Consider the following 14,827-nt stretch of genomic DNA (forward strand, 5'->3'; position numbering starts at 1 on the left):
ATAATGCAATATATTAAACAATCTAAAAAATTTTAAACATATAACTCCGATTCCAATAATCGTTGTTCGTCTTTTCCTCCTTTCATTTCAACTAAGCTAATATTTAGGAAAAAATTAAAAAAAGGAAAAAATATGAAAAAAAACTCGCTTTGTTCACAATTAATAAATTTGTCTTTTTGGACTCTTAATATTAAACAAATTGCAAAAAAATGAACAAGTTTCCTTGTCCATTTTTAATAAATTATTTTAAATCTTCACTACTTGGCTCTTCTAATAATTCCAAGTATTTAATAGGATATCTAACAAAAAACATTATTGCTCAAACTTTAATTTTCTTTTTAATATTAGCTTCGTTTTGTTCTTTTTCAATAGCTCTTAAGGCTAACATATTAAATATTATTCCAATAAGATAATAAATACTTAAAATTGTAACTAATGAGAATATAGCTAAAAAAACTATAACTAATACTAAGTTATTATCATTTTGCACACTTGATCTTCTAACTAAAGCTACAATGCCTACTATGGTTATTATCAAACCAAAAAATAAGCTTACAAAACCTATTCTGAATAATGTAAATAATCTTGATTTAAAAAAACTTAAGTTAGAATGATAAACTTTGTTTCAAGCTTCAACTTTTTCGTTTAATGAATATTTATTTTTAATCATATGTAACTCCTTTTAAATCTCTAACTCAGGTAATAAATTCTTTATAAATTCTTGTAAAGTCGGGTTTATTATTTATCCGATAACCCTTTTTTATAGCTATTTCAGCAAAAATATTGTAAGCTTTAGCCTCGTCAATTTCTCTATCAGTAACGGCAACATTAAAATGACTATTTAATTTGTCTAAATAATATTGACAAATGATTTTTAAGTAATTATCAGCTAAAAATCTAAGTGGAAAAATGCTTGTTTCAATCGAGCCTATCATTGCCAATTTAACGGCCGCTTCTTGATCTGTTAATTTAGGAAGCAAAATTCCAGGGGTGTCCATAAAATAAATATCATCGACAGCTACTCATTTTTTAACCCTTGTTACACCGGGCTGATTAGCCACTTTTAAGCTTTTCTTTTGTGAAACTAAATTGATTAAGGTGCTTTTGCCAGCATTTGGCACACCCATGACAAATACTCTTATTTTGGTTAATAAAAAGCCTTTTTCTCTTTCTCTAGCAATCTTATTTTTCATTAAGTCTTTGACAGCTTTAATAATTTGCAACCTTGCTTTGTGTTGTTTTAAGTCTAATCAAAGCACTTTAGAACCCGCAAATCTTTTTTGAATAAGTTCTTTTTTGCTCTTATCCATTAAATCAACTTTAGTAATCACAAATAATCTAGGTTTTTGTGGTGCAATACTATCAAAATCTTCATTGTATGAACTAATTGGGCATCTAGCATCAAGAACAATAATGAATAAGTCAGCTATTGAAACATTTTCTTTGATTTCTCTAGTTGCCTTAGCCATATGACCAGGATATCAATTAATTAAAGTTTGTTCTTCAGCCATTTTATTCTCCTATTTTAATTTTGAGTTCTAAAACTGTTTTTTCAAGTTCATTAATTTTGTTGTTATATTGAATTTGAATTTCTTTGGTGCTTTTTTTATAACTACTAAATTCATTGGCTAATTCGTCATATAGTTTTGCTAGTTCATTGAGTAAAATATCAACATCATGAGCAGAATAACCATTAAATTCGCGACTAAAATTATTTGTTGTAATTAGCTTGTGAAACTTGTCTTTCATAAATGACCTACCCATTATAAATTTTATTTAAAATAATGCCGCTAGCAACAGCTACATTTAAACTTTCAAAATCAATTGGAATATAAATTTTAGCATCACAAAGTTCATATAATTGTTTGTTTATACCTTGACCTTCATTACCTAAAATAATTACCAATTTATCTTTTTTATAGTTATATTGGCTAAAATTAATACTATCTTTATCTAATGATGTTGCTAATAAACAATAACCTTTTTGCTTAAGTTCTTTTAAGGGCGCATAACTATCTTGAATTTTAATAATATTAAGATCAAAAAGCGCTCCTTGGGTTGATCTAATGATTTTGTCATTATAAACATTAACATTAGTAAATAAAGTATCAAAACCAAAAGCACGCATATTCCTGATAATTGTGCCAACATTACCAGGATCTTGTACGTTGTCCAAAAAGACTATTTTATTGCCTATTTCGACTTTTTGAGGCTTATGGCAAAGTGCAATAACACCTTCGGGATTTTGCAAAGTTGTTAAAGACTTTAAAACATTGTCAGTAATTTTAGTAGCTTGAGAATAAGTGTTTTTGCTATCTAATTCATAAATTTCAATTACTAAATTCTGTTTAAGTGCTTCTTCGACCAAATGGTAATTTTCAACTAAAAAGAATTCTGATTTATTGTCTCTTTTAATGGCTTTAAGTTTTTTAACTTTGTCATTTTGCACACTAGAAATGAGGTTATTGCGCATGTTCCTTTAATTCCTTCAAGAAGTCTTTGCCTTTTTGAACTTCATATTTGCTTAAATCCTTGAAATCTAATTGTTTCATAATTTCATAGCCAACAATTGCCACTGTATTTGCTAAATTAATTGATCTCATGCTTGAAACCATAGGGATTCTTAAGCATCTATCTAAATGTTTGAATAAGATTTCTTTGTCAATTCCAGTTGATTCTTTACCAAACATTACTCAAATTTCACCATTTTGTTCATAATGTTGCTTGTAGTCAATGTCTGAATAAGTTATTTCGCCATATCTTGTTAAATAATATATGTGTTTATCGCCATATAGTTTATGAAAATCAGCATAAGAAGCATGAACTTCATGTCTAATATCGCTTAATAATCTACCCGCTGCAGGACGAGATAAATGTTTTGGATCTAAATCAAAAGCAATCGGTTTAATAATGTGTAATTTAGCACCTAAGGCATAACAAGTTCTAATAATATTACCTGTGTTTGGTGAAATTTCTGGTTCGAATAAAACAATATTTAGCATACTTCCCCTTATTTGTATTTTTCAATATTCTAATATAATAGTAAAATTATTTAAATAATTATACTTTAATTACATTCATTGTATAGGAGTGGATATGAAAACAATGTTAGATATTATTTTAGATTATGCTAAAGTTCATTGCAATGGTCATGTATTTATTACATTTGACGAATTTTTTGGATCAGTTGAAAGTGAATTAAAAGCAAAATGAGAACTTGAAGCAGAAGAAAAAAGCCTTTCATATGAACAAATTAGACTTAACAAAATTGGTGAATTATATCGTTTATTAACAGTAGATTCGCGTTTTGTAAGAAACGAACAAGGTAATTGATCAACCAGAATTGGCTTTAAATAAGAACAATTAGCGTATTTTTTCATAAAAAGTACGCTTTTTTATTTTTTGTAAATTAAGTTATTAAATGAGCTATGAAGAACAAATGATTAATCAGTTTAATAACTATGTTTTCTTGATTTTTAACAAGCTGTTCAGCCAGAGAGTTTATTCCTTTAGAAAACATTGCTAATGTAAAAGCACATAGTGTTTATGATGGCGACACTTTTAAAGTTAAATTAGCTAGTCAAATTTATAGCATTCGCTTATTCGGGGTGGACTGCCCTGAAATGAATCGGCAGAATTTTTATGCACAAAAATGAGCAAATTTAGCAAAACAATTTACTGCTAAGTGATTAGAAGAAAAAGCTTTTAAAATAACTTATTTTACTGATGATGTTTATCAAAGAAAAGTTTGTTGCGTTTGTGATAATGACAATAACGAATTAGCCTATGAATTAGTTAAAAATGGCTATGCTATAGTTTCATATGTCGAGTTAAATAAAGCAAATGATATGTTTTATGTGGCTAATGAAAATTTAAAAGATTTGTATTATAAACTTAAAAAAATCGAGGGTTATGCTTTCAAGAATAAGCTAGGTTTGTGGTCTGATTATCAACATATTCAAGAAATATATGAGGCTGATAAAGTAAATAATTTAAGTATTTGAATGGATTAAATTTGACTTGAAAATATTAAGACTAAATTTTAAAACTTAATATTTAAATTTAATATATAATACCAAGTGCAATTTAATATTGCCTCTTGCTAGTGGGAGAGAAAATTCAAAAGTATCGCTAGTACCACAATATCGAAAGGATAACGAATATGGCAAAATCAAAAGCTGATATCGTTCGTGTTCGTAAATTGCAATTTTTAGCTGGACAAGCTAAACCAGGACCTGCTTTAGCCGGTGTTGGTATTAACATGCCAGACTTTACAAGAGCATTTAACGACGCAACAAGGGAAAGAGGAAATGAACCTGTTCCTGTACAAATTACTGTTTACAAAGACAAATCATTCGAATTCAAATTATTTACAGCACCTGCAAGTTACAAATTAAAGCAAGCTGTCAAAGCTGCTAAAGGTAGTTCAAACGCTAAAACTACAAAAATTGCTTCAATTTCACTTGATCAATTAAGAGAAATTGCTGAATACAAATTACCTGATTTAAACACTGACAATATTGAAGCTGCTATGAGAACTATTGCTGGAACTGCAAAACAAATGGGTATTACAGTTGAAGGCTTAGAAGGAGATAAATAATGGCTTTCAAAGGCGGAAAGAAAATTAGAGCTGCTAGAGAATCATTTGACAAAACAATTGCTTATGATTTAAACGAAGCTTTAGAATTAGTTAAAAGAACTTCATATACAAAATTTGATGGTTCAGTTGAACTTGTTCTTAAATTAAACCTTGATGTTCGTAAAGCAGATCAACAATTACGTGGATCAGTATTATTACCTAATGGTACAGGTAAATCAATTAGAGTTTTAGTAGTTACAAACAACCCAGAAAAACAAAAATTAGCTAAGGCAGCTGGTGCTGACCAAGTTGTTGACGGTTTAGAATTAGAAGGCAAAATTAAAGAAGATAACTTTGATTTTGATGTTATGGTTGCTGACCCAGCTATGATGCCTTTATTAGGTAAATATGGTAAAAAATTAGGACCTAAAGGTCTTATGCCAAACCCTAAAACCGGTACAGTTACTCCAACACCTGAAAAAGCTGTTGAAGAACTTAAAAAAGGTAAAGCAAACTATAGAACTGACAAAGCAGGTATCGTACACACCATGATTGGTAAAGTAAGTATGGACACTGATAAATTAGTTGAAAATGCAAATACAGTAATTAATTTAATCAAAAAACTTAAACCAGCAGCTGTTAAAGGTACATATGTACAAAACGTTGTTGTTACAGCAACAATGGCTCCTGGTGTTAAAGTAAAATTAGAAAAATAATTCAAAAAGCATTCTTGTATAAGAGTGCTTTTTCATTTAAAAATACCTAAAAGTGCTATAAAATAGCCATAATAATAAATTCTGGCAAAATAAAAATCGTGCTAAACACGATAAATATTATTTGTTTGGAAATTTTGCTTGAAAAGATTCAAGACATTCTTCATATGATTTAAATCTATTTAGTTTGACTAATAATTGAAAACTCATGCCTAGAATAAATAATGGATATTTTTGCACTGGAGTATCAGTAGATTGTTCAATTTCTAAATTAGCTCCTCAAAAATGAGCATTGGTAAGAATTTTAGTTAATACTTTATTATTGTCTAATTTAGCAATGTTTTTAAATTTCTTGTAAAAAAATACGCTAAATGGGACTGTTTTAAAACTTGCTTGATTGGCAAACATCACATCTTTTATTGAAATATTATCCGGATCTAAATTCATAATGTTTACAGATTTTAATTCATCAAAATCGATGTTATTATCTACTGTAAATGATCTAATTGTTATTAATGTTGATCATAGTTGGTATACTGAAAAACCTATTTCTATTAAGTTTAGTACACCAATAAGTAAAATAGCTAATCAACTTAGTTGTTCCAATAGGCCAGCAGCATATACCGAGCCTAGTACAATCATGGCAATTATTGGCAATGAAATACAAATAGCAAAGAAGACAAAATTAATCTTTTTTAGCTTGTTTATAGTTAAAGTATTCACCTTCTCATATTTTTTAATTAGTTTTAAATAATAATTCATATGGTACTTGTAAATACCATAAATTAAAAAAGCAATAAACATGACAGATACAAAAATGTATGACATATAGCTAAAATGTTGAAAATCACTTGTAGCTTCCACGCTAGAATTGTTTGCTTTTTCAGCGAAATATTTAATATAGTTCATAAGTCTCCTTAATTAATAATGTTTATATTTTACCAATTTCTTAATGAAATAGATGTCTTAGGTAAATTTAAACGCTTTTTGTTATATAATAACAAAACTATGGAAAAAGCAATGTTTAAATCATTAACAGATATTAAGAATACTTATAATCAATTGAATGAAAAATTATCAGATGAAGCTGTTATTTCAAATATTAAGGAATATGCCAAAATTAACAAAGAAATCAACAAAATCAAAGACATTGTAAGCAAATTTGTTGAATATGAAAATGTTCTTTCAGAAATAGAAGAAGCTAAATTATTATTGAATTCAAAAAATGAAGAAGAAGTTATGTTCGCTAAAAGTATTTTAGACGAAAACAACTCTAAAATAGATGTTTTAGAAGACGAACTTAAAATTTTAATTTTGCCAAAAGATGAAAATGATGACAAAAACGTGATCATTGAAATTAGAGGTGCTGCTGGTGGAGACGAAGCAAATATTTTTGCTGGAGATCTTTACCGCATGTATACCAAATATGCTGATGAATTAGATTTTAAAGTAAAAACCTTATCGTCTTCTGTTGCTTCTAATGGTGGATTTTCACAAATTGTTTTTTCAGTTAGAGGCGAAAATGCCTACTCTAAACTTAAATTTGAAAGTGGAGTGCATCGTGTTCAACGTGTACCTGTTACAGAAAGCGCTGGAAGAATTCATACATCAACAGCAACAGTAACGGTTATGCCTGAAATAGACGATTCTGTTGATATTGATATTAAACCAGCTGACATCAAAATTGATACATATAGGTCAAGTGGCGCAGGTGGTCAATCAGTTAACACAACGGATTCAGCGGTTAGAATTACTCACATTCCAACTGGAATTGTAGTTTCTTCACAAGATGAAAGAAGCCAGATTGCCAATAGAGAAACTGCCTTAATGGTTCTTAAATCTAAACTTTATGACTTAGAAATGGCTAAAAAACAAGAAGAAGAAGCTGGTTATAGAAAACTTGCTGGCCAAGGTGACAGAAGTGAAAAAATTAGAACTTATAATTACCCACAAGATAGAGTAACAGATCATAGAATTGGCTTTTCTACTTCTTTAAAACAAGTAATCGAAGGCAAATTACAGCCAATTGTTGATGCTTTATTAACAGAAGAACAAAATCAAAAAATCAAAGAAGCAGGTTTATTTTAATGAATAATAAAGAGCAAATTTTATTAGCTGAAAAACGCAAATATAATTTGCCTCTTTTTTTAACTTACAAAGAAAAAGAGGCTTTAAAACAGAATAAACCAATCCAACATATTATGGGTTATGTTGAATATTTAGATACTAAAATCATAGTGAATCAAAATGTTTTAATACCTAGATATGAGACCGAAGAATTAGTGTATTTGACTATAAAACAGCTTGATAAAGAAAAAGAATATAAAATATTAGATTTATGTACAGGCTCGGGATTTATAGGCTTAGCTCTTAAAAAACACTTACCTAAAATTAAATTAACAATGTCTGATATTAGTTATAAAGCGTTAAAAATAGCAAAACAAAATAGCAAAATTAATTTCAACAAACTAATTAGAAACAAAGATATTAAAATAGTTCATTCTAACTTATTTAAAGGCTTAAAAAACAAGAAATATGATGTTATTATTTCCAATCCGCCATATCTTGATAAAAAAGATGAAACAGTGGATATAAGTGTGAGAAATAACGAACCCCATATTGCCTTGTTTACAGGTGAAAACGGTTGAAAAATTTATCGAATGATCTTAGAACAGTATCATAAGCATCTAAATAAAAATGGTTTATTAATCTTAGAAATTAATCCTTATCATTATGATAAATGGCAAAAAATTCCCAATTGTGAAATACTAAAAGATATTAATGGTAAATGACGTTTTGTTTTCATAAAAAATGGTTTCTAATATAATGAATATATGAATATTCAAGACAAAATAATCAAAGATTTGGAAAGAATGTCAAAACATTCTATTAAACCAGAAATGTTATTGACAGAAATAAATATCGATTCATTAGATCTAGCTGAAATGATTTACGAAGCTGAAGTGTCATTCAAAATAAGATATAAAGACGAAGACTTAGGAAAATTAAAAACAGTTCAAGATTTCATTACTTTAACTGAGAATGAAATGGCAAAAATATAATAAAGGCTTTTCTGCCTTTTTTATTATTTTATGGCTATTTATGCTATAATTATCAAGCTTGTAGGAGTGTAGTTCAACGGTAGAACAACGGGCTTCAACCCCGTGTGTTATGGGTTCGAATCCTGTCACTCCTGCCATTTTTTTATTCTGAATTTTAATAGAAAAACGAAGGTTTAAGCCTTCGTTTTTTGATTTGGTACATCCTGTGGGGATCGAACCCACGACCCAGGGATTAAGAGTCCCTTGCTCTGCCTGCTGAGCTAAGGATGCATGCTTTAATATTTTAACACTTTTTAAAATAATTGGCAGGCATTTTAGCTTAAAAGGCAAGGAAAAAATGCCAATTAAGGCATTTTTAACGCGTTGATTTGTCATAAGGTATTCCGGCGGCGGCTGGCGCTTTGGAACGTTTTGACATTGCTATAACTATCAACAATGTTAAGAAGTAAGGAGCAACTTCAAATAAGTCACTTATTTTAGCTAAATTTTCGCCAAAGAAAGCGACAGAATATGAAATTCCAAGTAACACTGAGAATAACAATGTAGAAAGAGCTATTAATAATACGTTTCATTGACCCATAATCATTATTGATAAAGCCAAGTAACCAAATCCAGCTACATCACCGTTGAAATTGATTTTTCCGGTGGTAGTTGATTGAGCAAAGAACGCTCCTGCTAAACCTGATAATGCTCCTGAAATGATTACAGATTGTCATTTAATATTATTAACTTTAATTCCTGCCACGTCAGCTGCTTGTGGATTTTCACCGATACTTCTAAATCTTAACCCTCAAGGAGTTTTATATAAGAATAAGTAGCTTAATACAATTACTAAAATAGTGCATACTAATGGGAAAGAAATTATTGGAACACTTCAAATTTGATTTTTTTCCGCAATAGCAAATTCTAAGTTGTGGAATGTATTTTGTAATTTCTTAGCATCACCAAAGATTGTTAAGAAAATTAATGCAATACCTACGGCTAATAAGTTAAAGGCGAAACCTGAAATTGTTTGCGAACTCTTTAACTTAATAACAGCAAAACCAAAAATCAAGGAAGCAACAGCACCAAACAACACTCCTGCCAATGTTGCAGGGATAACTAATCATGGGTTAGTTTCGCCAAGAAAGTGATGTGAAAACATTAAATATCCCAACGCTCCAAATATCATCATACCATTTACGGCAATATTAACAATTCCTGCTCTTTCGGTAAACATACCTGAAATAGCAGCAATACTTAAAATACAGAAGAATAATAATATTCAGTTATAAGAGTTGGCAAATGCTACCATATTATTCCTCCTTTAAGTAAGTGTTTTTTACCTAAAAATTCTTTAAAATAGTGTTTTACAATAAATTTATTATTTTCATCTATTTGCTTGTTTGTTTCTTGTTTTAACACTGTTAAATCAGAACGATACTGCATTTTGATTTGTTTAATAGCGTCTGCTTTAAATAAAAGCATTTGGTTATTAAAGTGTTTTTTGTGTTCAGCGTGTTGATTAAAGATGTTTAAAATTTCATTGCTTGGTAAGTTTTTATCAACAGATAAAACTTTGTTTTGTTGTGCTTTGTAAGCTTTCTTAAGTTCTCTTATTTTTTCAGCAAATGATTTTGAATCTTTATTAAATTGATTTAAATCAAATTCAAGACTAGTTTTTTGTGCCGAAATAATTTGATTCTTAAGATTTTGTTTCATAGTTTGAACTGTTGTCTTGTATTCTGCTAATTTAGATTTATAAACATCTTTATTTTCAAGTTTTTTGCTATTTAATTCAGCAATTTTTTCAGCAAATACATCTTTAAATTTAGGTAAATTTGAATTATTTAATTCTGTCAATTTTTGCTTCAATTCTGCAACTTGAGATTTGTTGTTTTTATCTTGTTTAAGTTCATGAATTTTTTGATTTAATTCAACCATTTCAGCCACACTGTATGGGTGATTTGGTAAGAATAAAATGTTTTTTTGATTTAAAAGTCTTATTTGTCTATTAATAATTAATTTATCAAAGAAAATATTTGCTTTGATTTTTTGCAATTCTTTAACAATAGATAATTTTTGTTCAGCGTATTCTATTTTTGCATCAATTACAGCAATTGCTTTAAAATATTTAGTTTTTGCAGTTTTATATTTGTTAATTTTAACTTCACTGTTTTCTGCTTTTATAGTTTTTTCAATCCGGTTTTTGATTCTGCTATAACGTTTAATTAAATTAATTTTTCTTCTTTGTAGTCAATAATTTAATTGAATTGCTCAATAAACCCTCGAAGAAAGTTTTATTGAAGATTGAACACTAAATTTAATTGGTTTAAATTGTAAGAAAATTTGAGCTAAAGCGGCTAAGTAAAGAATTAACGAAGTAATGATTTGCAATTCATCTTCTCTAATGTAAAGAGGATAACTTTGTAAACTTGGTCTTGCTGTATAAAGCACCGCATAGAATAGACTTGTTAAAATAATACCTATTGATGAATTGAGCGCTAATAAAGAAATGGCTATTGCTTCGAAACCAATTGCGATTGGTACGGCACCATCTACATTTCTAATTTCATTATTAAATACATAATAGAAGAAACCAGCAATTCCAGCGAAAGCACCAGATAGCATCATTACATAAACTGTTGATGCTTTTTCATTAATACCTACGTATTCTCCATTACTTTTTGAGATACCTAACATTTTTAGTTTATAACCTGTTGTTGTTCATTTGTACATAACAAATAAACCAATAGCCACAACAATAAACAATACTAAGAAAATGTAGCCCATTATGTGCTGTGTTGAATCAAAAATGTTTGTTCCACCATTATTAACTATTTTAAAGGCCCCAGAAGAAATACCACTACCTGTTTCACCATCGATAAAGATTTTGGCTTTGTCATCACCAAAAGGTGAGTTAGTGTATTTAAATAAGAATGTGTTTAATTTAGCAACGATTCAGTTTAGTAAAATTGTAGAAATAACTTCGTGAACATTTAAATATGCTTTCAAAATACCTGAAAGAGCACCAATTAATGTTGAAGCTAAAATAGCTAAAACAAAACCAAGGATTAAGTAGCCTATAGTTATTTTTTGTAAACCTAGACCCATGTAAAGAGAGAAGATGATAGTAGAAGTTATCATCATTTGCCCACTTATACCAATGTTGAATAATCCTGATTTAAATGCTATTGCACAGGCCAATCCTGAGAAACCAAAAATTACAAAATATGTTATAAGTTTATTTTCATAAAGATCATTAAAAGCATTTCCTAATTTAGAAAATAGAACAAATGGATTAGATTTTGCATTAAAGCCTATAAAAACTAAGGCTATAGCTATACCAAATACTAAAGCTCAAATTGACGAAATGATCTTTCTAGCAGTAGATTTAGTTCTATCTAATCTAACAAAATCGCTTAATTGTCTATTAAATTTTTGATATTGTTCTTTGAAAGAAGAAAATTTAGTTGACATTATTTATTAACTCCTTTCTTGTTCGCCATATAATCACCAATTTCTTTTCTAGTAATTGATTTAGCATCTTTAATAGTAGCAATTTTTCCTTCTGTTAAAACTGCTATAGTATCCGCTAAGGCTAAAATTTCGTCAAGTTCGTAAGATATAAGTAATATACCTTTGCCGTTCGCCTTTTCCTTTAATATTTGGTTGTGAATATTTTTAATAGCACCAACATCAAGGCCACGTGTTGGTTGCATAATAATAATAAAATCATGTGGTGTTTCAATTTCACGCCCAACTATAAATTTTTGTTGGTTACCACCTGACAATGAACGTGATAATGCGTTTCCTTTTAAGCTACCACGAACATCATATTTTTCAATAATTTTTTTAGTTGATTCGTTAACTTTATTACCTTTAATAAAGGTGAATTTAGCAAATTTAGGATCTCATAATCTTCTTAAAATTGCGTTTTCTTTAATTGAATAATCCAAGACTAGACCATGAGCATGACGGTCGGTTGGAATGTGTGAAATGTTCATTTGTGATCTCGCTTTTACTCTTTTATGGGTAATATCTTCTAGTTCGCCCTTTGCGTTTCTTAACAAGATTTTACCAGTAGCAGGTAAAACTAATCCTGAACATATTCTTTCAATTTCTCTTTGACCATTACCTTCAACTCCAGCAATAGCCACTATTTCACCTTTGTGAACTTTTAGTGAAAGATCGTGTAAGTTTTTAGTAAGTTTTTTTGTTGTAATATTTTGCAACTCAAAAACCACTTCTTCTCTAAGAGCAGGAGTATCGTTTTTAGATAATACAACGTTAGTACCAACCATAGCTTTGACCAATTCATCCATAGGGGTTTCTTTGACATTGTAAGTTCCAATTGATTTTCCGTGTCTTAAAACAGTCGCATAGTCTGCTACCTGTTCAATTTCATTTAATTTATGAGAGATAAAAATAATTGTTTTACCCGCTGCTTTAAAAATTTCAAATGATTTTAGCAAACCTTGTATTTCTTCATCGGTTAAAACCGCTGTAGGTTCATCAAAAACTAAAATATCATTATCTCTATAAAGCATTTTCATAATTTCAACCTTTTGTTGGGTTGAAACAGTTGCTTGTCCACTTTTTTGATTTAAATCAAAAAATAGGTTATATGCGTCCTGCAACGCTTTAATTTTAATTTCAGCTGTCTTTTTGTCTAATAAGTGATGTTTAGTAAACTCATCACCTAAAATAACGTTGTCTAAATTAGAATACACCTTCACTAATTTGAAGTGCTGGTGTACCATACCAATTCCATAGTTAGCAGCATCATTAGGACTTTGAAAGAAAACTTTGTTTCCATTAATTAAAATCTCGCCTGATGTCGGTTCATATAAACCAAAAAGAATACTCATTAAAGTACTTTTTCCAGCCCCATTTTCTCCTATAAGGGCGTGAATAGTACCTTTTTTAACATTAAAGCTAACATTATCGTTAGCTTTAATACCAGGGAATTCTTTAGTTATATGTCTAAATTCAATTGCGTTTGGAACTTGAGACATAATTTATAACAATTTAGTTATTAATTTGATCTTGGAGTTGAGATTGCAGCTGAATCTGTTGAAGCAGTAGGAGCTGTTTTGGTTGCAACAACTAATGCATCAATTCTTGCTTGGTTGCCTTCTATTGCTTCGGCATCAGGAGTAGGTTTATTGCTGTTTAATCATGCTTTGTCTTCACTTGACATAGCTTTAAATACTTCTCTTGCTTTATCAATAGCAGCTTTCGCTTTAGCTGTGTCATCACCTGCTAAGTGTGTTTCAGATAAGTCTACTCAGTTAGCATCAACACCATCTCTTAAGTTACCAACTTGTTGACCAGCAACGTATCCGCCTAATTTCGATGTTTCATTTTTAGCGTAAGCTGTTAATAAGTCAAAAATACCCTGTGCCATATTTTTTAGAATTGATGTAAAGTATTTTGCTTCATTAGCTTTATCAGCCATTGCTTGGTCAGTGTCAACACCAACGATATATTTAATATTTGGTTGTTTAGATGCATAGTCTGTTGTTCACGCACCTGCAACTGGTAAAAGAATTGATGGGTTCAAGGCGATTGAATTTCTTGAAACATCTGTTTGTTTTGAAGCAAGATGTGTCTTAAAACCACTATCTAAATAGAACGAACTGTTATTGCTTACAGATAATAAAGGATTTGTTGTATTAGTCAAGTTGTGTTTGTAAACACCTTTAGCAAAACCTTCGATAAAATCTGTAACAGCATCAATGGCCATACCACCGAATGCGTTATATGTCTTGTTTGCTTCATCTTTAAAGAATTCGGCAGCAGCATAACCTGCTAAGAAACCACCTTCTTTTGTATTGAAGTTCAAGAATATTCCACGTCCGCCTATTTGTTCATTTGTTAATGAGTAGTCAATTCCAATAAATACTATTCCGGCTTTATTAATTTTTTCTTTATTTGTTTCATAGTATTCAGCCAATTTGTCTTGGTGGCTAAAGCCAGGAACAACAATTATTTTTGCTCCATCATTAATAGCCGCGTCATATTGTTCATTAAAATTTCCATTGTGAACTTGGTAAGCATTATATTTTGAAACAGGAATTCCATTGAATTCCGCAAAGTGAATAATACCTTCTCATGATAATTGGTTAAATGATTTGTCATTTAAATCACCAGTGTCAGTAACAACTGCTATTTTAGGAACATTTTGAAGCTCTTCAGCAGTTAATTTTCTTTCTTCTAGTTTAACAACATTGGTCATCATTTGTTTTGGTTTTAATGGGTGTTCAGTTGCTTCGCTTCCACATGAAGCGGCAATAACTGAAGCACTAAATAATGATGTACCTCCTGCCATTGTTAATAACAAACTTTTTTTAAATTTTTTCATTAAGAAAATCTCCTTAAATTTAATTTATATACATATTAATATTTATTATGTATGTCTAAATTATAGTATTTTTTATGATGTCAAAACTATTTAGCGCCTTTTAGAAATAAAAAATGTGGAAATTTCC

The 14,827-nt window shown here is 29.5% G+C and carries 16 protein-coding genes, 2 tRNA genes and 1 pseudogene; 8 read left to right on the forward strand and 11 right to left on the reverse strand.

The features are described 5' to 3' along the window. Window positions 1–241: 241 nt before the first annotated feature. The 5 genes from T395_RS0100885 to T395_RS0100905 are packed head-to-tail and all read right to left on the reverse strand — an operon-like array spanning window position 242 to window position 3,002. Window positions 242–670 carry a G protein-coupled receptor family protein gene (locus tag T395_RS0100885; protein ID WP_029512629.1) on the reverse strand — a complete coding sequence of 143 codons (429 nt, stop codon included), beginning with the start codon at window positions 668–670 and terminating at the stop codon, window positions 242–244. Beyond that, window positions 663–1,511: a ribosome biogenesis GTPase YlqF gene (ylqF, locus tag T395_RS0100890; RefSeq protein WP_029512630.1), complete on the reverse strand. Its 849-nt coding sequence runs from the start codon at window positions 1,509–1,511 to the stop codon at window positions 663–665. The genes T395_RS0100885 and ylqF overlap by 8 nt, the downstream gene beginning before the upstream one ends. Before the next feature lies 1 nt (window position 1,512). After that, window positions 1,513–1,749, reverse strand: a complete 237-nt coding sequence (locus tag T395_RS0100895) for an MAG0865 family DivIVA-related protein (RefSeq protein WP_029512631.1) — start codon at window positions 1,747–1,749, stop codon at window positions 1,513–1,515. Between the two features lie 7 nt (window positions 1,750–1,756). After that, entirely contained in the window at window positions 1,757–2,473 is a 717-nt protein-coding gene (locus T395_RS0100900) for a TrmH family RNA methyltransferase (protein ID WP_029512632.1), read from the reverse strand. Then, window positions 2,463–3,002 carry a tRNA (cytidine(34)-2'-O)-methyltransferase gene (locus tag T395_RS0100905; RefSeq protein WP_029512633.1) on the reverse strand — a complete coding sequence of 180 codons (540 nt, stop codon included), beginning with the start codon at window positions 3,000–3,002 and terminating at the stop codon, window positions 2,463–2,465. Before T395_RS0100905 ends, T395_RS0100900 begins: the two co-directional genes overlap by 11 nt. Before the next feature lie 94 nt (window positions 3,003–3,096). Here T395_RS0100905 and rpoE point away from each other — a divergent pair, with 94 nt between their 5' ends. From rpoE to rplA, 4 genes and pseudogenes are all read left to right on the forward strand, one after another. After that, window positions 3,097–3,357: a DNA-directed RNA polymerase subunit delta gene (gene rpoE, locus T395_RS0100910; RefSeq protein WP_029512634.1), complete on the forward strand. Its 261-nt coding sequence runs from the start codon at window positions 3,097–3,099 to the stop codon at window positions 3,355–3,357. 71 nt (window positions 3,358–3,428) lie between these two features. Further along, window positions 3,429–4,013, forward strand: coding sequence for a thermonuclease family protein (locus T395_RS03510; RefSeq protein WP_029512635.1), 585 nt, complete (start codon window positions 3,429–3,431; stop codon window positions 4,011–4,013). A 149-nt stretch (window positions 4,014–4,162) separates the two neighbouring features. Further along, window positions 4,163–4,588 (forward strand): annotated as a pseudogene (rplK, locus tag T395_RS0100920) (50S ribosomal protein L11); the annotation flags it as partial. An 11-nt stretch (window positions 4,589–4,599) separates the two neighbouring features. Continuing rightward, the gene (gene rplA / locus T395_RS0100925) at window positions 4,600–5,295 is read left to right on the forward strand and encodes a 50S ribosomal protein L1 (RefSeq protein ID WP_029512637.1); all 696 of its coding nucleotides are present in this window, start codon (window positions 4,600–4,602) and stop codon (window positions 5,293–5,295) included. Between the two features lie 117 nt (window positions 5,296–5,412). On the opposite strand, the gene T395_RS0100930 is transcribed toward rplA, so the two are convergent. After that, window positions 5,413–6,201, reverse strand: coding sequence for a hypothetical protein (locus T395_RS0100930; protein ID WP_029512638.1), 789 nt, complete (start codon window positions 6,199–6,201; stop codon window positions 5,413–5,415). 99 nt (window positions 6,202–6,300) lie between these two features. On the opposite strand from T395_RS0100930, the gene prfA reads away from it, so the two are divergent. The 4 genes from prfA (at window position 6,301) to T395_RS0100950 (ending at window position 8,491) form a co-directional block, all read left to right on the forward strand. Then, on the forward strand, window positions 6,301–7,380 hold the full coding sequence (gene prfA / locus T395_RS0100935) for a peptide chain release factor 1 (RefSeq protein WP_029512639.1): 1,080 nt from the start codon (window positions 6,301–6,303) through the stop codon (window positions 7,378–7,380). After that, a complete protein-coding gene (gene prmC, locus T395_RS0100940; protein WP_029512640.1) occupies window positions 7,380–8,114 on the forward strand; it encodes a peptide chain release factor N(5)-glutamine methyltransferase in 735 nt (244 codons plus the stop codon). The genes prfA and prmC overlap by 1 nt, the downstream gene beginning before the upstream one ends. A 12-nt stretch (window positions 8,115–8,126) precedes the next feature. After that, window positions 8,127–8,354, forward strand: a complete 228-nt coding sequence (locus T395_RS0100945) for an acyl carrier protein (protein WP_029512641.1) — start codon at window positions 8,127–8,129, stop codon at window positions 8,352–8,354. Between the two features lie 62 nt (window positions 8,355–8,416). Continuing rightward, window positions 8,417–8,491 (forward strand) — tRNA-Trp (locus T395_RS0100950). Window positions 8,492–8,548: 57 nt separating this feature from the next. Here T395_RS0100950 and T395_RS0100955 read toward each other — a convergent pair. From T395_RS0100955 to T395_RS0100975, 5 genes are all read right to left on the reverse strand, one after another. Beyond that, window positions 8,549–8,624: transfer RNA gene (locus T395_RS0100955), tRNA-Lys, on the reverse strand. An 85-nt stretch (window positions 8,625–8,709) separates the two neighbouring features. Further along, the gene (locus T395_RS0100960) at window positions 8,710–9,648 is read right to left on the reverse strand and encodes an ABC transporter permease (RefSeq protein ID WP_029512642.1); all 939 of its coding nucleotides are present in this window, start codon (window positions 9,646–9,648) and stop codon (window positions 8,710–8,712) included. After that, a complete protein-coding gene (locus tag T395_RS0100965; RefSeq protein ID WP_029512643.1) occupies window positions 9,642–11,813 on the reverse strand; it encodes an ABC transporter permease subunit in 2,172 nt (723 codons plus the stop codon). Before T395_RS0100965 ends, T395_RS0100960 begins: the two co-directional genes overlap by 7 nt. Further along, window positions 11,813–13,351: an ABC transporter ATP-binding protein gene (locus tag T395_RS0100970; protein WP_029512644.1), complete on the reverse strand. Its 1,539-nt coding sequence runs from the start codon at window positions 13,349–13,351 to the stop codon at window positions 11,813–11,815. The genes T395_RS0100965 and T395_RS0100970 overlap by 1 nt, the downstream gene beginning before the upstream one ends. 20 nt (window positions 13,352–13,371) lie before the next feature. After that, window positions 13,372–14,700: a BMP family ABC transporter substrate-binding protein gene (locus tag T395_RS0100975; protein WP_029512645.1), complete on the reverse strand. Its 1,329-nt coding sequence runs from the start codon at window positions 14,698–14,700 to the stop codon at window positions 13,372–13,374. Window positions 14,701–14,827 lie beyond the last annotated feature (127 nt).

Origin of the sequence: Mycoplasmopsis iners ATCC 19705 (assembly GCF_000701805.1) — a bacterium.
Lineage (GTDB): Bacteria > Bacillota_I > Bacilli_A > Mycoplasmatales > Metamycoplasmataceae > Mycoplasmopsis > Mycoplasmopsis iners.